The 25,628-nt window shown below is 39.5% G+C and carries 22 protein-coding genes and 1 tRNA gene; 6 read left to right on the top strand and 17 right to left on the bottom strand.

Translation table 11 applies throughout. The features are described from left to right. Window positions 1-43: 43 nt before the first annotated feature. From DZB84_RS16710 to rpoN, 3 genes are all read right to left on the bottom strand, one after another. Window positions 44-1,063, bottom strand: coding sequence for a sugar-binding transcriptional regulator (locus DZB84_RS16710; protein WP_116353408.1), 1,020 nt, complete (start codon window positions 1,061-1,063; stop codon window positions 44-46). Window positions 1,064-1,251: 188 nt separating this feature from the next. Further along, window positions 1,252-1,497, bottom strand: coding sequence for a glutaredoxin family protein (locus tag DZB84_RS16705; protein ID WP_116353470.1), 246 nt, complete (start codon window positions 1,495-1,497; stop codon window positions 1,252-1,254). 26 nt (window positions 1,498-1,523) lie between these two features. Further along, window positions 1,524-2,828 carry an RNA polymerase factor sigma-54 gene (gene rpoN, locus DZB84_RS16700; protein WP_189655284.1) on the bottom strand — a complete coding sequence of 435 codons (1,305 nt, stop codon included), beginning with the start codon at window positions 2,826-2,828 and terminating at the stop codon, window positions 1,524-1,526. Window positions 2,829-3,029: 201 nt separating this feature from the next. On the opposite strand from rpoN, the gene DZB84_RS24995 reads away from it, so the two are divergent. The 3 genes from DZB84_RS24995 to clpP all read left to right on the top strand — a co-directional run bounded on the left by DZB84_RS24995 (window position 3,030) and on the right by clpP (window position 4,608). Next, window positions 3,030-3,206, top strand: a complete 177-nt coding sequence (locus DZB84_RS24995) for a hypothetical protein (protein ID WP_189655285.1) — start codon at window positions 3,030-3,032, stop codon at window positions 3,204-3,206. A 411-nt stretch (window positions 3,207-3,617) separates the two neighbouring features. Then, window positions 3,618-3,689, top strand: a tRNA-Arg gene (locus tag DZB84_RS16695). Window positions 3,690-4,014: 325 nt separating this feature from the next. After that, window positions 4,015-4,608, top strand: a complete 594-nt coding sequence (gene clpP, locus DZB84_RS16690) for an ATP-dependent Clp endopeptidase proteolytic subunit ClpP (protein ID WP_116353406.1) — start codon at window positions 4,015-4,017, stop codon at window positions 4,606-4,608. A 46-nt stretch (window positions 4,609-4,654) separates the two neighbouring features. Here the strand turns inward: clpP and DZB84_RS16685 are convergent, their stop codons facing one another. From DZB84_RS16685 to DZB84_RS16665, 5 genes are all read right to left on the bottom strand, one after another. Further along, window positions 4,655-4,912, bottom strand: a complete 258-nt coding sequence (locus DZB84_RS16685; protein WP_116353405.1) for an HPr family phosphocarrier protein — start codon at window positions 4,910-4,912, stop codon at window positions 4,655-4,657. Between the two features lie 136 nt (window positions 4,913-5,048). Next, entirely contained in the window at window positions 5,049-5,990 is a 942-nt protein-coding gene (gene whiA / locus DZB84_RS16680) for a DNA-binding protein WhiA (RefSeq protein WP_116353404.1), read from the bottom strand. 41 nt (window positions 5,991-6,031) lie between these two features. Continuing rightward, entirely contained in the window at window positions 6,032-7,003 is a 972-nt protein-coding gene (locus tag DZB84_RS16675; protein WP_116353403.1) for a gluconeogenesis factor YvcK family protein, read from the bottom strand. Then, the gene (gene rapZ, locus DZB84_RS16670; protein WP_116353402.1) at window positions 7,003-7,893 is read right to left on the bottom strand and encodes an RNase adapter RapZ; all 891 of its coding nucleotides are present in this window, start codon (window positions 7,891-7,893) and stop codon (window positions 7,003-7,005) included. Before rapZ ends, DZB84_RS16675 begins: the two co-directional genes overlap by 1 nt. A gap of 18 nt (window positions 7,894-7,911) precedes the next feature. After that, entirely contained in the window at window positions 7,912-8,370 is a 459-nt protein-coding gene (locus DZB84_RS16665) for an NUDIX hydrolase (protein WP_116353401.1), read from the bottom strand. A gap of 588 nt (window positions 8,371-8,958) precedes the next feature. Here DZB84_RS16665 and DZB84_RS16660 point away from each other — a divergent pair. Next, complete coding sequence (locus DZB84_RS16660; protein ID WP_116353400.1) at window positions 8,959-10,272, top strand: aminotransferase family protein; 1,314 nt, start codon at window positions 8,959-8,961, stop codon at window positions 10,270-10,272. A gap of 72 nt (window positions 10,273-10,344) precedes the next feature. Here the strand turns inward: DZB84_RS16660 and DZB84_RS16655 are convergent, their stop codons facing one another. The 4 genes from DZB84_RS16655 to DZB84_RS16640 form a co-directional block, all read right to left on the bottom strand. Further along, a complete protein-coding gene (locus DZB84_RS16655; protein WP_116353469.1) occupies window positions 10,345-11,760 on the bottom strand; it encodes an NAD-dependent succinate-semialdehyde dehydrogenase in 1,416 nt (471 codons plus the stop codon). Between the two features lie 43 nt (window positions 11,761-11,803). Next, window positions 11,804-13,159, bottom strand: a complete 1,356-nt coding sequence (gabT, locus tag DZB84_RS16650; RefSeq protein WP_116353399.1) for a 4-aminobutyrate--2-oxoglutarate transaminase — start codon at window positions 13,157-13,159, stop codon at window positions 11,804-11,806. A 105-nt stretch (window positions 13,160-13,264) separates the two neighbouring features. After that, window positions 13,265-15,400 (bottom strand): sigma 54-interacting transcriptional regulator, encoded by a 2,136-nt coding sequence (locus DZB84_RS16645; RefSeq protein ID WP_116353398.1) that lies wholly within the window; start codon window positions 15,398-15,400, stop codon window positions 13,265-13,267. Between the two features lie 115 nt (window positions 15,401-15,515). Beyond that, on the bottom strand, window positions 15,516-15,758 hold the full coding sequence (locus DZB84_RS16640; protein WP_116353397.1) for a biotin/lipoyl-containing protein: 243 nt from the start codon (window positions 15,756-15,758) through the stop codon (window positions 15,516-15,518). Between the two features lie 286 nt (window positions 15,759-16,044). Here DZB84_RS16640 and aguA point away from each other — a divergent pair, with 286 nt between their 5' ends. After that, window positions 16,045-17,139 carry an agmatine deiminase gene (gene aguA / locus DZB84_RS16635; RefSeq protein WP_116353468.1) on the top strand — a complete coding sequence of 365 codons (1,095 nt, stop codon included), beginning with the start codon at window positions 16,045-16,047 and terminating at the stop codon, window positions 17,137-17,139. 27 nt (window positions 17,140-17,166) lie between these two features. Beyond that, complete coding sequence (locus DZB84_RS16630; protein ID WP_116353396.1) at window positions 17,167-18,039, top strand: carbon-nitrogen hydrolase; 873 nt, start codon at window positions 17,167-17,169, stop codon at window positions 18,037-18,039. Between the two features lie 98 nt (window positions 18,040-18,137). Here the strand turns inward: DZB84_RS16630 and DZB84_RS16625 are convergent, their stop codons facing one another. The 5 genes from DZB84_RS16625 to DZB84_RS16605 all read right to left on the bottom strand — a co-directional run bounded on the left by DZB84_RS16625 (window position 18,138) and on the right by DZB84_RS16605 (window position 25,607). Next, window positions 18,138-19,517: a putrescine aminotransferase gene (locus DZB84_RS16625; protein WP_116353395.1), complete on the bottom strand. Its 1,380-nt coding sequence runs from the start codon at window positions 19,515-19,517 to the stop codon at window positions 18,138-18,140. Window positions 19,518-19,533: 16 nt separating this feature from the next. Further along, on the bottom strand, window positions 19,534-21,006 hold the full coding sequence (locus tag DZB84_RS16620; RefSeq protein WP_116353394.1) for an aldehyde dehydrogenase family protein: 1,473 nt from the start codon (window positions 21,004-21,006) through the stop codon (window positions 19,534-19,536). A gap of 388 nt (window positions 21,007-21,394) precedes the next feature. Beyond that, complete coding sequence (locus DZB84_RS16615) at window positions 21,395-22,453, bottom strand: ABC transporter substrate-binding protein (protein WP_116353393.1); 1,059 nt, start codon at window positions 22,451-22,453, stop codon at window positions 21,395-21,397. Between the two features lie 77 nt (window positions 22,454-22,530). Then, the gene (locus DZB84_RS16610; protein WP_116353392.1) at window positions 22,531-24,099 is read right to left on the bottom strand and encodes a bifunctional GNAT family N-acetyltransferase/carbon-nitrogen hydrolase family protein; all 1,569 of its coding nucleotides are present in this window, start codon (window positions 24,097-24,099) and stop codon (window positions 22,531-22,533) included. Window positions 24,100-24,182: 83 nt separating this feature from the next. After that, the gene (locus tag DZB84_RS16605) at window positions 24,183-25,607 is read right to left on the bottom strand and encodes an NAD-dependent succinate-semialdehyde dehydrogenase (protein ID WP_116353391.1); all 1,425 of its coding nucleotides are present in this window, start codon (window positions 25,605-25,607) and stop codon (window positions 24,183-24,185) included. Between the last annotated feature and the right edge of the window lie 21 nt (window positions 25,608-25,628).

The raw sequence follows: 25,628 nt of genomic DNA, 5'->3' as shown, positions 1-25,628 counted from the left end.
TCCTCCTTTTGTATGTGAAACCTAAAGAAATTTTATATAAGGGTTACCCCTTTATTAACTCTTTCGCAGCACCTTCATCTGTAATTAACAGAGTTCCCGGGGCTTGCTTTAAGTAAGCTTTGATGGCAATTGCCTTCGAAGCTCCACCAGCTACGGCAATCACATCATGGATTGCTGGAAGATCCTTAAGCTGGATTCCAATCGTTTGGACGCGATGGACTACATTCCCATCTTCGTCAAAATAATAGCCAAAAGCTTCTGCGACCGCATGAGATTCAATGATTTTTTTCATATCCTCTTCATCTGTCTTGCGACGCTTTGCCATTGTAATAGCGTCTCCTATTCCGTGAACAACCATACTTGATGACTTTATCAAACTCAAGACATCTCGGATCGATGGTTCTGCCACAAATGAATGGTACGCTTCATTGCTCACAACATCAGGTACATGAAGGAGTCGATAATCACCCGAGGCTTTTTCAGCCATTTTTGCGCAAATAGTATTTGCTTGATTTTCTACTCGTTCTCCTAAACCACCTCTTGCTGGTACGAATAAAATGCTTCTCCCTTTCGAATCCGGCGTCATCATTTCTGCCACCTCAGCAAGGGTCGTACCACCAGTAACTGCGACGATATTTTCTCCAAAAAGCCTTTGTTTTATTCTTGAAACGCAAGCTCTTCCCATTTCTTTCTTCACCCAAGGAGTCGTGTCACTGTCGCCAGGGACGACAATCACTTCTTTTATATTTAACTTCTCCTTAAGTTTCGATTCTAAAACCCTTAAGCCTAAAACTTCCTTCATAACATCCTCAAGGTCTTTTAAAAGCTCCGCGCCCTCTTTCGTCAAGCTCATACCAGCAGTGCTAAAGTCCACGAGATTTTGTTTTTTTAAGAACTCAACTTCTCCGCGGAGGACACGCTCACTATGACCAAGACTCGTTGAAAGATTCCTTCTTCCTATCGGCTGCATAAGTCGTATGTATTTGAGGATCTCATGGCGCTTTTGCATAACCTCGAGTAAATCGGGTAATAATTTTTGTTGTACCTCAATGATTGAACTCATTTTGTCATTTCCCCTTTTTACCATAAGGGACTTCTTTTGTCCCGGTGTGACATATTATGTCCCGCTTACAGTAAAAAAAAACACATCATTAAATTTAAATATCGTCGTGCTACATTTATTATAGTAACAATACTTTTAAAAGAAAGCAATAAATAAACTGCCTATTTTTTAGGCAGTCGGGGTAAACTTTATTTTTTCATTAAATGATTCAAGTACTCTTGGATTGTTTCTTTATGAATGATCCCATATTCTACTTCATTTCCATCGATTTCAATTACCGGAATCATGATTTGATACTTTTCCAAAAGTTGGTCATCTTTATAAATATCAATTTCTTGAAAATCTATAGGGTAATCCTCGCTTAATTCCTCAATCACGATTTTTGCTTTGGTACAAAGTGAGCAATTTTCCTTTGAATACATGGTTACCTGAATTCGATTCAACTTCTTACACTTCCAATCTACTTGCTATACCGTTTTCGTTTTGTCGAAGAAGGTATGTTTAATTGGTCACGGTATTTTGCGATTGTTCGTCTCGATACAAGAATACCATGCTCCTCCTCAAGTATACTGACAATTTCTTGGTCTGACAAAGGCTTTTGCTTATTCTCCTCTTCAATCATCTGTTTCATTACATTTTTCACCTGCGTCGACGACGTATCAGCTTCACCCGTTGTTTGGATATTCCGGCTGAAGAAATACTTCATCTCAAAAATCCCAAATGGAGTTTGCACAAACTTATCCTTTACCGCTCTGCTAACTGTTGATTCATGGATATCAAGAGCATCCGCAACATCACTCATAATAAGCGGTTTTAAATGTGCTGGTCCCTTTATAAAAAAATCCATTTGACGTTTAATAATTTCACTCATGACATTTTGCAAGGTCATTTTTCGTTGCTCTAAACTTCTCATAATCCACTGACATTGATCTACTTTTTCCTGAAGATAGGACTTTGTTTTGGTATCCTTTTCATCTAAAAAGTGTTGATAATACTGGAGATTCAACGATACCTTTGGCAGGTACGAGTCTTGCATCTTCATTGTGACGACATCGCCTTCTACCTGAATATCGATGTCCGGAACAATATAATGCGCTTCTCCACCATGAAAGGCAGTACCTGGTCTCGGCTTTAGCGTTTGAATAAAATCAAACACCTGTTGGATATCAAAAAGCTTTACATTTAGGTCCTTAGCGATTTCCTTCCATGACTTTTCAGCAAAACGTTCAAAATGGTCTTGTATGATTGTCTCTGCCAACCTGTTTCGATTTGGGAGTGCCTGCAATTGCAGGAGAAGACATTCCTGCAGAGACCTTGCTCCTACCCCAACCGGATCTAAGCTCTGAATAATTTGGATCGCATTTTCAATGGTTTCCGTATCGATATTAAGATCCCTTGCTATTTCTTCTGTAGGAAAATACAAATACCCATTACTGTCGAGTAGTTGGATGATATATTCGACCGTCTGTTTTTTCGTGTTGTTTAATTTCATATAGGAAATCTGTGTGAGTAAATGCTCGTATAACGTTGTTTCTTTTTTACTTAGATAGTCGATTGGATTTGTATACGTATCTTTTGTAACCTTCATTTTTTTTGGTCGTCCAAAATCTGATGGTTTTACATCAATGAGGGGATTTTCTAGTGTTTGCTCTTCTAGAAATTTAGTCAAATCCAAAGAAGAGTATTGTAAAAGAGTAATTGCCTGTGTTAATTCCTTTGTCATGACTAGCTTTAAAGATTGTTGCTGAAAAAGTCCAGTTTGCATATTCACTCATGGTTTCCCCCTTCCTTTGAGGTGATTCAATAAAATGGAAGCGTTTACTTTTTAATTCGCAATTTTAATAAACATTTGACTAAATGATATATCGTTTATTTTTTCTTACTTCTATCGTATCGAAAAAGTTAAATTTTAGCACGCATTTTTATTCATTTTTTGAAAGAATCTACCTTAAAGAGGTGATTACTGTTGAAAAAGAATGAAATCATGTACACGGGCCCAGTCACTGGGACACTTGATGAAGCAAAGGAAAGTAATAACAAAAAAGAGTTTGCATCAGAGTTCGATCCGATTCAAACGATGTGGGCTGTGAATCCTGTTGATGAAGATGTGTACGACGGGACATTGGGCTATAAGGATAACTAGAGAGAAGATTTTAAGGTGGTATATTGGGGTGTTCTGCGATATACCACTTTTTCTGGATTAGACGAAGAGAAATTAGGTTCAATATAGTTTTTTTGGTATCACTTTTTCAAGATTTATCCAATAGTCTTTTCATATATTGGTTTTATGTGGGCTTTTTCCACTTTCATCCAAAAGCATCTACAAATATAAGCTATCTCTCATGACTTTTACAATATTTATCCAATAGTTCTTTCAAAACCTTATATTGCCCCTTTCCCTTTATTCTTCCAAAAACATTCAAGTAATCGTACCTAATTAATTGAGTCAATATTTACGAGGCCTTTGCAAAAAGCACACGCCATCCTTAAATTAAATTCTTGCATTCAAATAAGTTCTATCCTATAATGATGAGTGCAGTTTTATCCAAAACATGCCCTCGTAGTGTAGTGGATAGCACAAGAGATTCCGGTTCTCTTATCGTGGGTTCGAATCCTGCCGAGGGCGCTATTGAAAACCTGTTTCTAATTAAAGAGACAGGTTTTTTCTATTCCACCCACCCCGTGGAACCATTGGAACCGTCCCCTCTGCTCCCTTTGGACCACATGGAACCAATAGAACCCGTCCCTCTGGTCCCATGTTTAAAATACGTCAAATCGGTTATGATGGAATACGTATGAAATTTTGATTTTTTCCGTGCCTAAAGAGGTATGGGATAATCGTTTGTAGAATAGTATAAGTTAGTAAAGCGAATTGTTTGACCTTTACTGACCTTAATTGTATGATGGAAGTACATAACAAACCTTTTAATTTGTTTGAAGGAGGAAGTAAAATGAATTTAATACCTACAGTTATTGAACAAACAAACCGTGGAGAGCGCGCATATGACATCTACTCACGTTTATTAAAAGACCGTATTATCATGCTTGGAAGTGCGATTGATGATAATGTTGCCAATTCAATCGTATCTCAGTTATTGTTCTTAGCAGCTGAGGATCCTGAAAAAGATATTTCTTTATACATCAACAGCCCAGGTGGTTCAATTACAGCTGGTATGGCGATCTATGATACAATGCAGTTCATTAAGCCAAAGGTTTCTACTATTTGTATCGGTATGGCTGCATCAATGGGTGCTTTCTTACTTGCAGCTGGTGAAAAAGGCAAGCGTTTTGCGCTTCCAAACAGTGAAGTTATGATTCACCAACCACTTGGTGGAGCACAAGGGCAAGCAACTGAGATTGAAATCGCAGCGAAGCGTATTCTATTCTTACGCGAAAAGCTTAACCAAATTTTATCAGAACGTACTGGCCAACCATTAGAGGTTCTTCAAAGAGATACAGACCGTGACAACTTCATGACTGCTGAAAGAGCAATGGAGTATGGTCTTATCGACAAGGTTATGTACCCACAAGATAACAATAAATAAGTATATAAATAAAAATCCTCTCACATCATATCGTGAGAGGATTTTTTTATGCTTCTTTTTGAACAAATTCAGTTAAAGCTTCAACCGCAGCTTCTTCATCGTTTCCTTCTGCGATAAGGGTAATCGTTGCACCTGAGCCAATCGCTAAACTCATTAGCCCCATAATGCTTTTTGCGTTAACCTTTTTCCCATCCTTTTCTAAAAAGATGTCCGCAGAATATTTGTTTGCTTCTTGAACAAACATTGCTGCTGGGCGTGCTTGTAATCCCGTTCTTAATACAACCTCAACATGTCTTTCAACCATTTTTTCTTCCTCCTCAAATTTGTGTGCAATTCTTAAGTTGTTTGTTTTTTCTCATTAGTTTTCTATTCATACGTAGAATAAACCAAAAAGGTTTCAAAATGATAGCGCTTTATTTCTTTCCAAGTGAACAAAACACTTATTTGATCGATTGGCCTGCACGGAGCTTGTCGGCAATTTCATCTATTTTTCGAAGACGGTGGTTAATTCCAGATTTACTAATCTTTCCAGATGTTACCATTTCACCTAACTCTTTTAGAGTGACATCCTGGTAGGCCACTCGGAGCTCAGCAATTTCTCTTAACTTATCTGGTAAAATGCCAAGGCCGACTGTTTCATCAATGTAGCGGATATTTTCTACTTGACGAATGGAAGCGCCAATTGTCTTATTTAAGTTAGCTGTTTCACAGTTCACGAGACGGTTCACCGAATTTCGCATGTCGCGAACAATACGTACGTCCTCAAATCGAAGCAATGCTTGGTGAGCACCAACAACATTGAGAAATTCTGTGATTTTTTCAGCTTCCTTCAAATACGTAATGAAACCTTTTTTTCGTTCTAATGTTTTGGCATTGAGATCGAAAACGTTCATTAATTCACAAAGAGAATCATTATGTTCTTTATATAATGAAAAAATCTCAAGATGATATGAGGATGTTTCAGGGTTATTTACTGAGCCCCCTGCTAAAAAAGCCCCGCGTAAATAGGAGCGTTTACAGCATTTCTTTGCAACGAGGGCAGGAGAGATTTCTTGATGTAGGGAAAAACCTTCAAAAATCTTTAAATCTTCTAAAATATCCTTTGCTTCCTCAATCAGTCGAACAATATATACATTGTTCTTCTTGAGTCTCATTTTTTTACGAACGAGGAGCTCAACACCAACATTATAGCATTTTTTCAGTAATGTATAAATTCTTCTCGCGATAGCAGCATTTTCCGTTTGGATATCAACCGCTATTTTTTGGTTGGAGAAGGAAAGTGCGCCATTCATTCGAATCAAAGCGGAAAGCTCGGCTTTTGCGCAGCACTCTTTGATGTCTAGGTTTGTTAGTTCTTTTTTCGTCTCTGATGCAAATGACACAGGTTCCACCCTCCTTTTTATAATGAGGGTGATTTATTCAATCACCCATTTTTATTTTCTAAAACCATATTATATAAAAGATTTGCTACTTTTGTTGTATCATGTCTGATTACATCGTTATCATATGAAATTATTTTATCATTAATGATGGATAAACCTAAAGTAGAAAGCCTTTCTACGTCATACACAACTGGCTTCGCCAACTCTTTTGCATATTTATCCTTGATGCGCTCAGGGATATCTCCATCATTGACCAAAATGGTATCAATAAACCTCAAGCCCATGTGATCATTCAAAGCCTGCACATGGTCACTTGCTGTATAGTTCAAGGTTTCCCCTGCCTGGGTCATCACGTTACAAATATAAACCTTTTTTGCCTTTGCATTTACGACCTCTTCGCCTATTTTAGGTACAAGCAAATTTGGCAAAATGCTTGTATAAAGGCTGCCTGGTCCAATGACAATCATATCGGCCTGTCGAATTTTTTCAATTGATTCGTTGAGTGGCTCAACATCATCCGGTGTTAAAAAGACACGCTTGATTTTTTTACCGGAGTATGGAATTTTAGATTCACCTGTAACAACAGTGCCATCCTCCATTTCAGCATTTAAAACGACACTTTTATTCGCTGCTGGGAGCACTTTTCCTCTTACTTTTAGGACTTTACTCATTTCAGTTACTGCGTGAACAAAATCACCAGTTATTGTTGTCATTGCCGCAAGGATCAAGTTTCCAAGTGAATGACCAGATAAGCCATTTCCACCTGCAAACCGATGCTGGAACAAATCCTCAATCAAGGGCTCCACATCTGATAAGGCAGCTAATACATTTCGAATATCACCAGGTGGTGGAATATCCATCTCATCGCGTAGACGACCAGACGATCCTCCATCATCCGCAACCGTTACAATGGCCGTAATATCAACTGGCTGATATTTTAACCCTCGTAAAAGTACGGAAAGGCCAGTTCCTCCACCAATGATGACAATCTTAGGCTGTTTTTGATTGGTCATTACTTTCTTTCCTTTCGCCTCTCAATATCGCGGTGAGAAACATGAGTTTGATAGTCATCCTTGAAATGATTTGCGATATATTCAGCAAGTGTGACAGAACGGTGCTGTCCGCCCGTACACCCAATTGCAATCACAAGCTGGCTTTTTCCTTCCCGCTTGTATTGCGGGAGCATAAATGCGAGGAGATCAGTTACTTTTTCAATAAACTTCTGGGTTTCCGTCCATTTTAGAACATAGCTTGATACATCCTCATCAAGTCCAGTCTTTGGTCTCATCGCTTCGATGTAATGAGGATTCGGGAGAAAACGCACATCAAACACAAGGTCCGCATCAATTGGAATACCATATTTAAAGCCAAATGACATCACGTTAACTGAAAAGGTAGGTCTTGAATGTGATGCGAACTGCTTTAATATTTTTTCCCTTAGTTCCCTCGGCTTTAAATCTGAAGTGTCATAAATATACTGGGCTCTTCCCTTCATTTCCTCAAGGATTTCCCTTTCAGCCTGGATGCCTTCGAGTGGCGAACCAGTTGGAGCCAGTGGATGAGAACGTCTTGTTTCCTTATAACGTGTGACAAGCGTTGTATCCTTTGCATCTAAAAATAAGATTTGTGGAGCAATCCATGAAACCTCTGAAAGATCGTCAAGGGATGCGAATAAGCTGTCGAAAAATTCACGACCACGTAAGTCCATGACAAGAGCGACTTTATTCATTTTCCCTCCAGATTCCTTCATCAACTCAAGAAACTTTGGAAGCAAGGTTGGAGGAAGGTTATCTACGCAAAAATATCCTAAATCCTCAAAGCTTTGAATGGCCACAGTTTTACCTGCACCTGACATTCCCGTTATTATCACCAATTGTATTTCACTCGTTGAACCAACACTCATCGTTTTGCCTCCCCATATCTAACTAGGATCTAATCTATAAGAAAGTAATTGAAAATCTGGCGTATATGTAAATGTTCCATAAATAACCCCAGAACCTTTAAGTACGTAATCCAAAATATGATAATCCCCAGGAGCCATCGGAAGATTTGGTATGTCCTTAATTTCCTGCCATTTCAGGATACCTTCTTCGGATTCATCAACATTTTCTCCTTCAAAATCATTAGCTAAAAAAGAAAACATCATCCATTCGGAAGTTACCTTATCGCCTTCTTTAATGATAAATGTAAAAATCCCTTTTATATCTGGATTTTTAAGATATAATCCTGTTTCCTCACGGTATTCACGGATACAGGAGTCCCGAACTGATTCACCTGGCTCCATTTTTCCTCCAGGAGCAACCCACCATCCGCGTCGCGGTTTTTGCAATAGCAATACTTTATTATCTTTGCGTACTACGCAATTTGTTACTCTTTGCACTCTCTTTCACCCCAAGTCGGTCCCGTAAATGGCAGACCGTTTGTAAGCAATCTTATGGTTATTATTATACTATTTCTAACAGGTACTCACAACGAACAAGATTTGTATATTGTTTTTTGTTGTAGTTATAAATTATGTACATGAAGGAGGTTGAAAAGGACCGAGGATTTCAAGGCGGCGCAGCTTTGAGTACCGGAGCGTATGTAGTTAATACGTGAGGAACGGAGAAGCAAGCCAACGCGCTTCCACAGGATGTGTCGGTAGTGAGTCGAAGTTCCTCTATCGATGTGTCATTTTTCTGCCAGCTACAAAAAAAGGGGGCACAGGGGATGTTCCTGTGCCCAAAATAAATCTATTTTATAAAAAGGGGGTCAATTACTACTATTATCATACTCAAAATATATTTCATCCGTGTTACAGGAGAGTTAAAACATAATTACGAATTCAAGGTTGTCCTTTACAAAAAGAAATATTCACGTGAATTCTATAAGTTCTATTCCATATTCATAGTTCAAAAGCTTGAACCTAACGCATATATTTCAATAAATGTGCGAACTTGCACCCTTAATGAACGAAGGAGGAATGTGAATGAACGAAAAATTGATGGTACGCCAAGAATTAATGGAACTTGACCAGAAACATTTTTTACATCCAACCTCACCGATTCAGCAACAGCAGGATTTCGGTCCCGCGTTTATTTTTTCAAAAGGAGAAGGTGTCTTCCTTGAGGATGTGAATGGGAAACGAGTCCTTGATGGCATGTCCTCTTTATGGAATGTCAATATCGGGCATGGACGGAAGGAATTGGGACAAGCGGCTCAAGAACAAATGAACAAACTCGCATTTAGTTCTTGCTTTGCGACGTTTAGTAATGAACCCGCGATACGATTGGCAGCAAAGCTTGCGGACATTTCACCAGGGAACTTATCGACAACTTTCTTTACTTCAGGAGGATCAGAAGCAAATGATACGGCATATAAATTAGCGCGCCATTATTGGATATTACGTGGAATGCCGGAGAAAAAGAAAATCATTTCTCGTAAAAAATCTTACCACGGGGTTGCAATGGGCTCGACCAGCGCGACTGGTTTAAAGCCGTTCAGAGATTTTACCAATTCATTAGCGCCAGATTTTTATTATACAGATAATATGTCAGCGGAGGATTTGCGAAGAACGATTGAAACAGAGGGACCGGAAACAATTGCTGCATTTGTATCAGAGCCAGTTCAAGGTGCAGGTGGAGTGCATATCGCACCTGAAGGCTATTTTAAAGAAATTCGAGACATTTGTGATGAACACAATATTATGTGGATAACCGATGAAGTGATAACCGGATTTGGTCGAACTGGGCAATATTTCGGTGTCGATCACTATGGAGTTGTGCCAGACATGATGTGCTTTGCTAAAGGGGTAACAAGTGGATATGCCCAATTAGGTGGTGTTGTTTTATCTGAAGCGATTTTTGAGGACTTCAAAGAGCTTTCTACCGGAACGCTTTTACATGGATATACGTATAGCGGTCATCCAATGGCATGCGCGGTTGCATTGAAAAATATCGAAATCATCGAAACTGAAGGATTAATTGAGAATTCCGCGAAAATGGGAGCTAAAATGCTCGATGGTTTTTCATGGATTCAAAGTGAATCAAGTCTTGTCAGTCATGTTCGTGCGTTAGGGCTCATGGGCGCAGTTGAAATCAATACGCCACAACATGTAAAAGGCCCAATTGCCCCTAGAATTGTAAATGAAGCTGCTAAAATAGGGCTTATCTGTCGATCTGTCGTATTTGATGGAATGGATACCCTAGTCTTTGCACCTCCACTTTGCATTACCAAGGAGGAGGTAGACCTATTAATTGAAATGCTGCATCACGCAATTTTTAGGGTTGAGCGAAGTGTCTAATTCAGCAAATTCAACCACATCTACTAAAAAAACTGCCGATTCTTAATTGAATGGGCAGTTTTTTTGATAAATCTAAAATGCAATCGAAATGTATTTGACTTCAATATATTCATCGATTCCGAAGTGTCCGCCTTCTCTTCCAAGTCCGCTTTCTTTAAAGCCACCAAATGGAGCTTGTGCTACTGATGGCAGTCCGTCATTCAAACCAACAATTCCATATTCAAGCTGTTCACTTATGCGAATAGCCTTCCCAATATTTTCAGTAAAGACATAAGCAGCCAATCCATATGGGGAGTTGTTCGCACGTTCAATGGCCTCTTCTTCCGTTTTGAATGTTGTGACAGGTGCTAACGGACCAAATGTCTCCTCTTGCATGCAAATCATTTCATCCGACACATTTGCGAGAACTGTCGGCTCATGGTAATAACCATCATTATCGTAAATTCTTTTTCCTCCATGAAGGATAGTTGCTCCTTTTGAAACGGCATCCTCAATATGTTCTGTTACCTTTTCTAGTGCAGCTTCATCGATTAATGGCCCAATATCCACACCTTCCTCAAGTCCGTTCCCCACCTTGAGATTGGCAACGGCTTTTTGGAATTTCTCTTGAAAAGCATCGACAATAGACTCGTGGACATATATCCGGTTTGTACAAATGCAGGTTTGACCGGCATTTCTAAATTTTGACCCAATTACACCTTCAACTGCTTTAGTAAGGTCTGCATCATCCATAATAATAAAAGGGGCGTGCCCTCCAAGCTCAAGGGAAATTTTCTTGACTGTATCAGCCGCCCCCTTCATTAGCACCTTTCCGATCTCAGTTGAACCTGTAAAGGTAATTTTTCGAACGCGTTCATCCTCTAACCAAGCATCGCCAATTGCACGTGCATTTCCAGTAACGACATTAATAACACCATTAGGTATACCTGCCTCTCCAGCAAGCTCAGCAAGTCTTATTGCGGTAAGAGGGGTTTGTGAAGCCGGCTTTACGACAGCAGTACAACCTGCTGCTAGCGCTGGTGCTACCTTCCGGGTAATCATGGCAGCCGGAAAATTCCAAGGCGTGATTGCGGCGATAACACCTACTGGTTGTTTGTGGACTAAAATTCGTTTATTAGGATGGGATGATGGAATCGTTTCTCCATAGATTCTTTTCCCCTCTTCTGCATACCAGGAAATAAAGCTATTTGCATAAGCAATTTCACCAACCGCTTCCTTTACTGGCTTTCCTTGCTCTTCTGTCATTAATCGACCTAGCTCTTCTTTATGTTCATCAATCAGTCGGAACCAATTCATCAGTAACTGTCCACGTTCCCCGGCTGTTTTTTTAGACCATTCTTTAAAAGCAGCATGAGCAGCATCAACTGCTCTTCTTGCTTCTGGCTTCCCTCCCTTTGGAACGGAAGCTATTGCCTTATTAGTAGCAGGATTAGTCACTTCGATGACTTCCTTCGTGTCACTTTCTACCTGTTCCCCATTAATATACATAAAATGTGTTGGCATCTAAACTACCTCCCTTTAAATCCCCATGTTAATTAGAAAAAATATGTCTGCGTTGTTCGATTGTTTCAATGGATTGTTCTAAAATCTTCAGTCCTTCGTCTAACTGTTCATCGGTGATGACAATTGGCATCAGAAGGCGAATGACATTTCCATAGACACCTGCACTTAATAATAGGAGCCCACGTTTGTTTGCTTCCTGAATAATTTCATTTGTTAGTTTCTTAGACGGAGTGTTTGTTAGGCGGTCTTCGACAATCTCCATGGCACACATCGCACCAAGTCCACGTATGTCACCGATGCACTCATATTTATCATACAACTGTTCAAACTTTTCCATAACCCTAAATCCAATTTTTTGTGCTTTTTCATTAAGCTGCTCTTCTTCAATAATATCAAGAACTGCTATGGCTGCCCTACATCCAAGCGGACTTCCACTATATGTACCTCCTAGTTCTCCCGGCTCTGATTGATCCATAATTTCCTTGCGACCAATCACTCCACTAATTGGGACACCTGCACCCATTGACTTCGAAACCGTGATGATGTCAGGAACGACATCAAAATGTTCAATCGCAAAATAGCTTCCCGTCCTCGCAAAACCTGTTTGAATTTCATCAGCTATAAAAAGAATTCCGTATTCTTTGCAAGCTTCATAGACTCCTTGAACGAAACGTTTACCAGGTATGATAAAGCCACCTTCCCCTTGGACTGGCTCCATGACTACCGCGGCAATTGTTTCTGGGGCTACTTCGGTAATAAGGAAGTTTCGGAATTCCTCCACCATATACTCCTCATACTGCTCTATCGTTAATCCTTGAGGTCGACGGAAATGGTATGGATATGGCGCTTTATAAATTTCTGGTGCAAACGGACCAAATTCATATTTATAAGGCTTTACCTTACTCGTCATTGTCATCGTCAATAAGGTTCTACCATGGAAGCCCTTTGAAAACGAAACAATGCCTTGTCTTTTCGTATATTTCCGTGCAATCTTAACGGCATTTTCGACGGCTTCTGCACCACTATTTTGAAGCAGCACTTTTTTATCGTGTTTTCCAGGAGCAATACGAGCAAGCCTCTCAGCAAGTTCAATATATGCCTCATACATCATAATATTAAATCCAGTATGAATGAATTGATCGACCTGTTCGTGAAGAGCCTGCTTTACTTTTGGATGACAATGCCCGACATTAATCGTTCCAATTGCGCCAACGAAATCAATAAACGTGTTTCCATCGACATCTTGTATTAGAGCTCCTTCTGCCGATTGTGCAAAAAGTGGTGCTCCAAAGCTAACTCCTTTTGGAACAGCCTGCTGTCTTCGTTCTACTAATTCTCTTGATCTATCTCCAGGTAGATTTGTTTTAATTGAAGCATAACCCATCCTACATCATCCTTTCTCGTCTATGTCATTTTAATCAATGCAAAAACTATGCCAAAAATTAAAGAAAAAAACTATTGATTCATATAAGAACCAATAGTTTTTTTCTTAGTACACATTTTCTATATTGCCATGCTGTTCAGCTACTATTTTTTGATATTTCCTACTAACAGAGGATTGACTGATTCCTAGCACTTTTGCAGCTTTCGTTGTCGTTTTATATTGCTTTATAGCTAGTAATATTAGCTGTTCCTCTACCGATTCTAAAGCTTCTTGAAGTGGTAGTATTCTCGTTACAATCGGCTTTGAACTTTTCACGTCCTTCCCAAGAACAAGGAACCGATTCACAAACTCTGCATCGATTGCCTCATCATCAGCTGATACAACAAGCCGCTCAATCATATTTTGAAGTTCTCGAATATTTCCTGGCCATGAATGGACCTCTAATAGATTTAGGGCATCAGGAGTTAGATGATAGTTCTTATCATATCGGTCATTCATTTGTTGGACGAAGTGAAACGCAAGTAACGGTATATCCTCTGGTCTTTCTCTCAATGGCGGAATATGGATGGGAATCACATTTAACCGATAAAATAAATCCTCCCGAAATTCGCGTTTTTCCACCATTTTTTCAAGGTTTTTATTGGTTGCTGCAACAATTTGAACATCCACTTTTATTGGTTTCGTGCTTCCAATAGGGATGACCTCTTGCTCTTGAAGAACCCTTAGTAGCTTAACTTGTAGGTGTAATGGCATTTCGCCGATTTCATCAAGAAATAGGACCCCACCATCCGCTTGTTTAAAATAACCTTCCTTTCCATTTTTGTCTGCCCCTGTAAACGCACCCTTACTATAGCCAAACAACTCGCTTTCGAGTAGGTTCTCTGGGATTGCTCCACAATTCAGCTTAAGAAAAGGTTTTTTCGAGCGTTTTCCAAGTTGGTGAATCGCTTGAGCAATCACCTCTTTCCCAACACCTGATTCTCCGTTTATCAAGACAGTTGAGGAAAAATCAGCAATCTTTTTTACCTGTGTCATGATTTCTTCCATTTTCGGGCTACAATAAATGAGCTTTTTATAAAATAAATCCTTTGTCTTCATATCATCGAGTTCACGTTTATACTGATTTGAAATTTCCTTCATATGACGAAGTTCGTTCTTCAATTTTGTCGTTTCTGTAATATCACGAGAGGCAATAATGATTCGAATGAGCTCACCATTTTCATTAAATACCGGTTTTCCGACGGCAAGAATCCTTTTTCCTGCTTTCGTCTCTTGAACCACAGAAACTTTTTTCTTTTGTTCTAGGACTAATCTCGTAACCGAGGGTGTAAATAAACCTTTTTGTTCTAGCTCGATAATGTTTTTTCCTAGCAGGCTTTTTAATTCAACTCCCCAAAACTGTGAGATTTCTGTGTCACTAAAACGAATCAATTCTCCCTTTGCGTTCACTACTAGGATTTCGTCGTAAACACTCGAGAGGACTGCTTGCATATCATGATTTAAATCCTTAATATATTCAATTTCATTTGCCATTTCTTCAACCATTGGAAGGTCTTGTACGATGATGACCATTCCATCGACCTGTTTTTCTGGAGTATAGATTGGGCTGTAATCAACTAAAACACTCATTGTTGACGTGATCTGAAGCTGATTTAATACGGTGGATCCTGTTTGAAATACGCTATTGATGTGTTCTTTTGCGAAGATTTTCTCTGCGGGTGTATGTAGTACATGTTCTGGAGACATTTTTATCATTTTTAAAGCTGATTCATTATAGGAAACAATATTTCTCTCACGATCCACAACAAATATCCCCATTGGAATCGAGGTTAAAATAACCTTTAATAAATCAATATTCTGATTCCCTTGACGGAACATTTCAGCTAATAGTTCTTCTCTCGGTATGTATCCACTTATTTCTCCGGCATCGTCCCTCACCAAAGCAAAGGGCTCACCAATAATTTGAAAGACAATAGGTAGGGAAATATTTTTACTTAACTGTGAGATTTTTTCGATAGGAATTACATGATTCTTGATTTTTTCTTCCGTGACTTCCTTATCCCCTTCCCCATTCCCCGAAAATACTTTCATAGGGACATACCCGATGATTCTTTGATTATGTTGTATAAAAAGGTAGGGTTCTTGAGTTTTGCCAATACGAAACGGACCATGACCTTTTTCAAGTGATTCGATGTCAATTACCACTAAAGGTTTAATATTTTTTGGATCAACTGAAATCATGAACGACTATCCCCCTTTTTCCATATACTCTATTATATCACTGATTATATAGAATTTTTAAATAAATCTAAAAATAAAAAAGAGAGAAGACATGATCTTCTCAAAATGCTTGTTACTATACGATGAATGATTCATCTTTCACATAAGTGAGTACCATTCCCGGTATTACTTCATCCCCTACTTGTACCTCGATTGATTGAACACTCCCTCTAATACCAACCTTGATAGCCTTATTCTCACCAGTCAAGGTTTGGATAATAAACAAGGGCTCCCCTTCATCTATCTTGGCATTTTCTTTTATGATAATTTCTTTAATAATTCCATGGTAGGGGCTAGTAATGATTTCGTCATGCTCCACTTATTCACCTCCTTTAGTCAGTATTTAACTAGTTATGATGTTGCAAATAATGTGCCAAATCGAATGTCGCTTCACATGTTTACTTGTCACCATTCCACATCCATTAAATAGAGTACTTATTCATGTATGCATAGGTTATTCATTCCTTCATAGCTTCTTCTTTTTTCTTCATCTTCTTTAATGAGACAAATTGGTATGATTTTTGCATCATTCAAGAATGACGACTTCGAATGGAGGAGATTAGTTGAAAAAAACAAGCAACCTTACAATTACTGGAGGAAATACAATGGTAAAAAAATTAACAGGCACTCCTCGCCGAGATGGCTTTAGAATGCCTGGAGAATTCGAACCCCATCTGGGAACATGGATGCTCTGGCCTGAGAGAACGGACACCTGGAGATTAGGAGCCAAGCCCGCTCAAAAAGCCTTTGCCAAGGTTGCAATAGCTATTTCGAAATTTGAGCCTGTGACAATAGGAGTTTCTGCAAATCAATATGAGCATGTACGAGAAATACTTCCAGGTTCTATCCGTGTTGTTGAGATTTCCTCTAATGATGCTTGGATGAGGGATATCGGACCTACCTACGTTAAAAATGAGGAAGGTGAAATCCGCGGAATTGATTGGGGCTTTAATGCCTGGGGTGGGCTTGAACACGGTCTTTATTTTCCATGGAACTTAGACAACTTAGTCAAACAAAAGGTGTTGGAAATTGACCGATTCAATCGCTATGATGCGCAGGATTTTATCCTCGAGGGCGGCTCGATTACAGTTGACGGGGAAGGCACTCTTATAACAACTGAACAATGTCTACTAAATAAAAATCGAAATCCTCTTTTATCCAAAGAAGAGATCGAGTATCGCTTAAAAGAGTATGTAAATGTGGATACGATTATTTGGCTTAAAAACGGGATGCTTTTTGATGAAACGGATGGCCATGTCGATGAAGTTGTCTTTTTCGTACGACCTGGTGAGGTTGCCATGAGCTGGACTGATGATAAATCCAATCCACAATACGACATTTTAGCTGAATGTTATAACCAACTAAAAGATGCCAAGGATTCGAAAGGAAGAAAGTTTAAGATCCATAAAATTCAAATCCCAACTCAGATTGAAATAACAGATAAGGAAAGTGAGGGAATAGACATAGCACGACACAGCTATGGTCGTAAGCCAGGAACGAAACTTGCCTGCACGTATGTAAATAGTTATTTATGCAATGGCGGTGTTATTATTCCAGGGTTTGGGGATCCATGTGACTCAATCGCGCTTCGTCAATTCGAAACCCTTTTTCCAGATCGAAAGGTTGTTCAAGTCAATACAAGAGAAATTGCACTAGGCGGCGGAAATATTCATTGTATTACTCAACAAATACCAATGTAGTACGAAATGATGAAAGGATGTGTATACATGAAGCGAGGTAAAATGAATATCGCATTAATACAGCATAGCTGTTCGGATGATCGACATGCTAATTTAGAAAAAACAATAGCCATGATCCGAAAAGCTGCAAAGCAGGGGGCTCAGGTCATTTGTACACAAGAACTTTTTACAGGCACTTATTTCCCACAAACCATTGATGTCAATAAATATGAGTGGGCAGAACCCATTCCAGGTCTGGTAAGCAATCAAATGCAAGACCTAGCCAAGGAGCTTGAAATCGTCCTGATTACCTCTTTGTACGAGTATGTAATGGATGGTCTTTATTTTAATACAGTCGTTGTTTTTGATGCAGATGGAACCAATCTAGGAAAATACCGAAAACATCATATCCCGGAAGGCCCTCAATATATTGAAAAATATTATTTCACAGAAGGGGATTCTGGTTATCCCATTTTTGAAACAAAATACGGAACAATCGGTGTTCTCATCTGTTGGGACGAATGGTTTCCTGAGCCTTCACGTATCCTAGCCTTAAAAGGAGCAGATGTTATTTTCTATCCTTCAGCAATAGGTTCTGAACCCGATAATCCTGAACTCGATACGTCTCAAACTTGGATGGATGCCATTCGAGCCCATGGTATTCACAATAATATTTTCATAGCTGCTGTGAATCGGGTGGGGCGTGAATATAGCAAGGAAGGGCATATGGATTTCTACGGGCGCAGTTTTATTAGCAATCCCTGGGGCACTGTTATAAAAGAAGCGGAAACAAAAGGGGATGAAATTGTCATGTCCGAAATTGATTTACATGAAATCACCAAGGCCCGAAATATTCTTCAATTCCATCGGGATCGAAGACCTGATAGCTATGGTGAATTAATGAAGAAGGTGTTGAGATGATGTCAGGACCAAACCCGATAAGGCGCAAAGACCTTATCGGGTTTTTATACTCTTCAAAGAAAAAATGCCCAAGGATTTTTCTCCAAGGGCAGCACAAACTATTTTTCATTTAACGTTTCTAATACCTGTTTAAAAGTGGCAATGACTTGGTCTACTTCATCAATGCTGATGGTTAGTGGTGGCTCAATGCGGAAGGTTTTAGAATTAACCAAAGTTCCTGCTACTAGCACTCCATTATCAAACAGTCCTTTTGAAACCTCATAGCCAATCTCATCTGTATGGAACTCAACACCAATTAACAACCCTTTTCCACGAATTTCTAGTACTAACTCAGGGAATTCATCTCCTACTTCACGTAGTTTTCCAAGCATATACTCCCCGACCTCAGCTGCACGCTGTGGAAGCTTTTCCTCAATCAAAACATCGATTGTAGCAATTGCTGCCGCACAGGCTAATGGATTTCCACCGAATGTGGTTGTATGCATGAATGGATTAGGGAATAAGCATTTGAATACTTCTTCTTTTGCTACAACTGCACCCGCTGGCATTACGCCTCCACCGAATGCCTTAGCTAAACAAAGAATATCAGGAACGACACCATAGCCTTCTGCTGCAAACATTGTACCCGTGCGCCCCATCCCTGTTTGGACCTCATCAAAAATAAGCAGCGCACCAAATTCATCGCAAAGTTCACGAACCTGCTGTAGATAGCCTTCTGGTGGAAGAATGACCCCGCCTTCTCCTTGAATAGGCTCAAGGATCACTGCATTTACATCTTCACCTACTAAGGCACATGACTCAAATGTTCTCCTCATCGTTTCAATGTCACCAAATGGTACATGGCGGAAACCTTGTATCATAGGAAGGAATGGTTTCCTGAAGACTCCCTTTGCGGTCGCAGAAAGGGAACCAAGGCTTTTTCCGTGGAATGCCCTTGTAGTGGCAATGAAAGTCGTTCTGTCACTATGCATTTTTGCTAGCTTAATAGCCGCTTCAACACTTTCTGTTCCACTATTAACAAAGAAAGAGTATTTTAAGTCACCCGGTGTAATCTCCCCTAAAATTTTTGCCAGCATCGCCCGAAGTGGATCAAGTAAATCCTGGCTATGAAGTGCCTGACGATTTAATTGGTCCGTTACCGCTTTAACTACCTTCGGATTTCTATGACCCACATTATAGATTCCAAAACCACCTAAGCAATCAATATATTCCTTGCCATTTACATCCTGAAAGCAGGAACCGGAATCAGACCATTCAACAGCAGCAAATTGTTTATCCTTAGTGACCGTTTTACGGTAGTCTAAAAATCCAGGGTTTACATTTTCCCTAAACCCATCAACCGTTTCTCGAGTTACCCATTCCGCTTCTTCCTTGGTAATTTGGTCCTTCTCAATGATGGACAATACCTTTTTGATATAATCGGTAACCCCTGAATAATCCTTTTTTTCAAGATCCTTGTTCGTTGTATTTATAGACATTTTTTCTCTCCTTCGTTTAGTTTTCGAACCAACCCGATGGTTCAACCTGTAAATTAATATTAATTTGCTTTACTTCTGTAAATTCCTCAAATCCAAAGGTTCCTAACCCACGACCAATTCCACTTTGCTTATAACCACCCCAAGGCGCTTCATTGTACGTTGGGTGATACGTGTTAATCCATGTAATCCCTGCCCGAATTTTTTTAATCACACGGAGTGCTTTTGCACCATCCTGTGTAAATACCCCCGCTGCAAGGCCATAATCTGTGTTATTTGCTAATTGGATAGCCTCTGCTTCATCTTTAAATTTTTGAACAACTAAAACCGGTCCGAAAATTTCCTCCTGAACAAGTCTCATATCAGGTGTTGTATCTATAAAAATAGTCGGTTCCACAAAATACCCATTATCCAATCCGTTCTCTGTTATTCTGTTACCACCACAAACAAGCTTTGCTCCTTCCTGTTTGCCGATTTCAATATAGGATAATACCTTTTCCATATGCTGCTGGCTTACAAGTGAACCCATTTCCGTATTTGGATCATCTCCAGGACCCACCCGAATTTTTTTTGCTCTTTCTACTAATCTCTCAATAAACTTGTCATGAATGCTTTCCTCTAGTAATAATCGCGATCCAGCCGAACATACCTGTCCCGCATTGGAGAAAATGCCAAATAAAGCATAATCAACAGCTGTTTCAAAATCAGCATCAGCAAAAACAATATTCGGTGATTTTCCACCTAATTCTAGTGAAATCTTCTTAATATTGCCGGTAGCCGCCTTCATAATGCTTCGACCTGTAGCCGTTCCACCTGTAAAGGAAACCTTATCTACTTTATGGCTTTCGGCAATTTCATTTCCAACTGTTGGTCCAGGACCCATGACCATATTCGCTACTCCTGCAGGGATACCGACTTCTTGAATGATTTCAAACAGTTTAATGGAAGTTACTGGGGTAACTTCAGAAGGTTTAAATACAATCGTATTTCCTGCAGCAAGTGCAGGTGCAATTTTCCATACCCCCATTAAAAGTGGATAATTCCATGGAACAATTAAGCCACATACACCAACCGGTTCACGGACCACCATTGCCTGCATGGGATCAGCTACATGGTAGGTTTGGCCGTCTGGCTTTGTCGCTAACCCGGCATAATAGCGAAAACAGGCCACAGCATCGCCTACGTCAAATTCCGTTTCTCTAAGTGGTTTTCCATTATCTTCTGTTTCAAGTTTACTTATCTCATCGGCATGTTCCTCAAGTTTATCTGCAATTTTAAATAGGTAGGATGCCCGTTCCGCAGCAGATAAATCGGACCAAATTCCTGAATCAAATGCATGACGTGCTACCTCAATAGCCATTTGAGCGTCCTCAACATCTCCTTCTGCTGCTTCTGCAATGATATTTCCATTCGCTGGATTTACAATAGAACGGGTCTTTTTACTTTGGGCATCAACCCATTCCCCATTTATAAACATCTTTAGCTTCTGCATTTCCATCCTCCCCTTGGTTTTTTCTCGACTATGTATTTATGCAAAATGTGTGCCAAGTTTCTTGTTACTCTTTTCCTCTGCCTTCACGACTTTTTTTAACCTAGAATGCAAAATTGAATAAGTTATTCACATGTGCATAAAACGAAAGGCGCAAACGTCGATGTCAGCACTTCCTCGAAAATGCAAAGCATTTTCTTCGTGCGATGATTATGCTGTCGAAGCTTTTCTTGTCCTGTGCAAGTCTGACAAACATATGAAAAGCTGGCGAGAAGGATGCTCTTATCCTTCTTGACGGATTGGCTAGACCAGAGAGGGGCCGGCTGCTTGCGCTAGACATTGAAAACTATGAAAAAAATCCCCTACCCAAAAATGGATAGGGGAATGAAGATTAATTTTTAATTTCTGACCAGATTCGATCGTAAAGCTGAGTAGCCTCACCTACATCAATGTTGTATTCTCCTTTTGCTAGATCCTCCTCAGGAACCTCAAGCGATTCTCTAATATCATCTGGTAAAAGCTTAAGAGCTTCCACATTTGGGTTTCCGTATGGGTATTCCATAGAGATTTCCTTACTGACTTCTGGTCGTAAAATGAAATCAATGAATTTCTCAGCATTTTCCTTATGCGGAGCATCCTTAGGAATGACAAAGTTGTCCTGCCATAGATTCATCCCTTCTTCAGGGAATACAGTCTTGATTGCAGGATTTTCTCTAGCAGCTAGGGTAGCTTCTGCTCCCCATACAATTCCCGCTTTTACTTCACCACTGACAAGGAGCGTCTTTGGACTATCACTATCAAACGCCTTAATATTTGGCTTAAACTCAAGTAGCTTCTCCTTCGCTTCCTCGAGTTCTTTTTCGTCTGTACTATTTTGCGAGTAACCAAGTAAAGCAAGCATATTTCCAATAAGTACTCGTACATCATCTAGAACAACCAGATTATCTTTAAACTCAGGATCAAACAAATCCGCGTAACCTTTTATCTCTTTATCAACTAAATCCTCATTATAGGCAATAACCGCCTTTCCCCACATATATGGAACGGAAAATTCATCATCCGGATCTGCCTGTGTACCAAGAAAACTTTCACCAATATTCTTGAAGTTCGGGATGTTTTCCTTATTTAATTTTGTTAGCATATCTTGGTTTCTCATAATCTCAATAAAATAAGTCGAGGCAACCGCAATATCATAGCCAGTATTCCCAGCTTGAAGCTTAGCTAGCATTTCCTCATTTGAAGAATAGGTGTCATAGTTTACCTTTATACCCGTTTCTTCCTCAAATTGCTTAATTACACTGGTCGGCAAATATTCTGACCAGTTAAAAACATTTAGAACCTTTTCGTCGGAGGTTCCACCCGTTTTATCTCCACCACACGCTGTCAGCAACATGGAAGCAAGAAATAGAATCACAAAAACGGACAAACCAAATTTCCTTTTGAATGGCATATAACACTCTCCCCTTTTTAATAAAATAGAAGAACTTCTATTAATAAGGCTTGCAAGTTATATGCCAATCCTCTTTTTCAATCGACAGGTATTACCTTTTTCTGGGACTTCGTATGTTTTGTAATGATTTGATAGTAGTCAGTACGGCGATCCTTAAGTGGTGTTTCCGTACCATTGTTGCGGTTTCGACGTAGGCTTTCAAGGTCAACCTCACCAACAACGATTGTCTCGATATTTGGATTACATTCGCCCACAATTCCATTACTAGAGAATGTAAAATCTGACGGCGAAAAAATACCAGACTGTGCATATTGAACATCCATATGCGGAACATGAGACAGGTTCCCAACTGTTCCGGCTATCACAGTATACACCTGGTTTTCAACAGCTCGCGCTTGAGAACAATAGCGCACTCTTAAATAACCTTGCTGGTCTTCTGAGCTAAATGGGGTAAAAATAATTTGAGCTCCCTTATCGACTACAATCCGTGCAAGTTCAGGAAATTGAATGTCATAGCTGATTAAAATTGAGATCTTTCCACAATCGGTATCAAATACGTGAACACCATTTCCAGGCTGTACCCCCCACCATCTTCGTTCATCAGGGGTTATATGAAGTTTATATTGTTTATCAATCGTTCCATCGCGTCTAAATAAATAGGCAACATTATAAATACAATTACCTTCTTCTACAAAATGAGAGCCACCCACAATATTGATATTGTATTTCACTGCAAGCATCGAGAATAGGTTGATATACTTTTCCGTATACTCTGAAACCTTTTTAATCTGTTTACTTGGAACCTGTTCTTTTATAAAGGATAAAAGTTGCATTGTAAACGTTTCTGGGAATACCGCAAAATCCGAATGAAAATTAGAGCTTGCATCGATAAAGTATTCACATTGCGTTTCAAACTCTTCAAAGGACTTAATTTTCTTCATCATGTATTGAATAACAGAAATTCGAACAGGAAGGGCCCTTGTATATATGCGTCTCGTTTTTCTAGGTAGATAATCTGGATTATTCCATTCCATAAGTGTTGCATATCCTAAAGAATCTTTGTCAGTTAAATAATTGGCATTGACACGTTTTAAGACAAACCCGTTCATCTTTTGAAACGTAAGTGCAGGGTCATATAGGTTTTGCTGCAAGACTTGTTCTACATATTCTCTAGCAGACATTTTATCTGCATACTTGTGATAGTTTGAGATTCTCCCACCAATGATAATACTCTCTAAATTAAGTGCTTGAGCAAGTTTCCTTCGTGCCTCATAAAGACGACGTCCTATTTTCATCCTCCGGTAATCTGGATGAACCATCACATCAATACCATATAGATTTTTCCCATCCGGATCATGGTTACGAATATAGGAATTACCACTAATTTCATTAAAGGTATGCTTATCGTCATATTCATCAAAATCAACAATTAAACTTGAGCAGGAACCAATTATCTTCCCGTCAAACTCTACGCAAAACTGACCTTCAGGAAAAATAGACAGATGACTTTCTAATTCATCACGTTCCCAATGCTCCATATTGGGGAAACAAATTTTTGACAGACTAATAATTTCATCAATATCCTCATGTTTGATATTCCTTAAAATGATCTTCTTCTCAAATTTCGAAAGATCGATGGTTGACACAAATATCTACCCTTTCTTAATGATACAGATTTTATTTTTGTCCAAAATTTAACAAGTACTGTCCAGTTGTCTTTAGTGGTTAATTATATTTGTATGGAAACAAATTTTTCCTCCAAATATTCTTCTAATCCGTATTTACCACCTTCCCTACCGATTCCACTTTCCTTCATTCCACCAAAAGGAGCCTGTGCCACAATCGGAGTTGGATCGTTTATTCCTACAATTCCATAGTCAAGTTCCCGCATGACCCTCATTGCTCGACTTAAATCCTTTGTGTAGCAGTATGAAGCCAACCCATATTGCTCATGATTCACCTTCCCAATTACCTCTTCCTCAGACGTAAAAGAAATAATTGGAGCGACTGGTCCAAATGTTTCTTCGGTTAGGATTTTCATATTTTCATTAGCCCCTGCAATTACTGTTGGCTCATAGAAACTACCCTTTAATCCCTCCTTAACAGCCTGTTTACCTCCACAAAGGAGTTTTCCATTATGAGAAAGTGCATCCTGCACATGCTCCTCAACCTTTTCTAATGCTTTCCTATCAATTAGAGGGCCCACATCTATGCCTTCCTCTAGCCCATTCCCAATCGTAAGTGTACTTACTCGATTAGCAAGTTTTTGACCAAACTGTTCCGCAATTTTTTCTGCAACATAAATACGATTTGTGCTGATACATGTTTGCCCACAGTTTTTAAACTTGGTTAGCATAATTCCTTCCACAGCTAAATCCAAATCTGCATCCTCAAATACGATAAAAGGAGCATGACCACCTAATTCCATCGATACCTTTTTCAGTTGTGCGGCCGAGTCTTGGATTAACTTTTTCCCAACCTCCGTTGAACCGGTAAAGGTAATTTTCTTCACGTCGGGATTGCTTGTCATTTCTCCCGCAATTTCAGAAGCGGAACCAATGACTAAATTAACGACACCTTTAGGTATCTCAGCCTCATGAAAACATTCAAAAACCTTTATCGCCGTAAGTGGGGTTGCTGATGCCGGTTTTAAGATCACCGAACATCCAGCCGCTAATGCTGGAGCTAACTTACGAGTAATCATCGCAATTGGAAAATTCCAAGGTGTAATTGCTGCTGTGACACCTACAGGTTCACGCAACACCATTAAATGTTTATCCGGATGGGAAGGAGTAAGTGTTTCACCATAAATTCGTTTTGCCTCTTCGGCATACCAATCCACATAGTCAATAGCAATGCCGATTTCACGGATAGCCTCTGGAATGGGCTTACCCATTTCAGATGTCATCACGACAGCAATTTCGTCTGTTTTCTCTCGTAATAAAGCCGCAACTTTTTCAAGATACTGACCGCGTTCCTTCCCCGTTGTCTTTTTCCAAATAGGAAAAGCCTCAGTAGCAGCAGCTATTGCTTCTTTTGTTTCTTCAGTTCCTCCGAAAGCAACCTCCTGAATTCGTTCAGATGTTGCAGGATTGATTACCTCAAGAGTTTTTCCTGACTTTGATTCCTTCCATTCTCCGTTTATATATAGCATTGTTCCACTCCTTTTTACTTT

The organism is Bacillus sp. HNG, assembly GCF_003400205.1.
Lineage (GTDB): Bacteria > Bacillota > Bacilli > Bacillales > Bacillaceae_L > Ferdinandcohnia.
The sequence above is the reverse complement of the archived record's forward strand: the minus strand, read 5'-3'. Positions and strand labels throughout refer to the sequence as shown.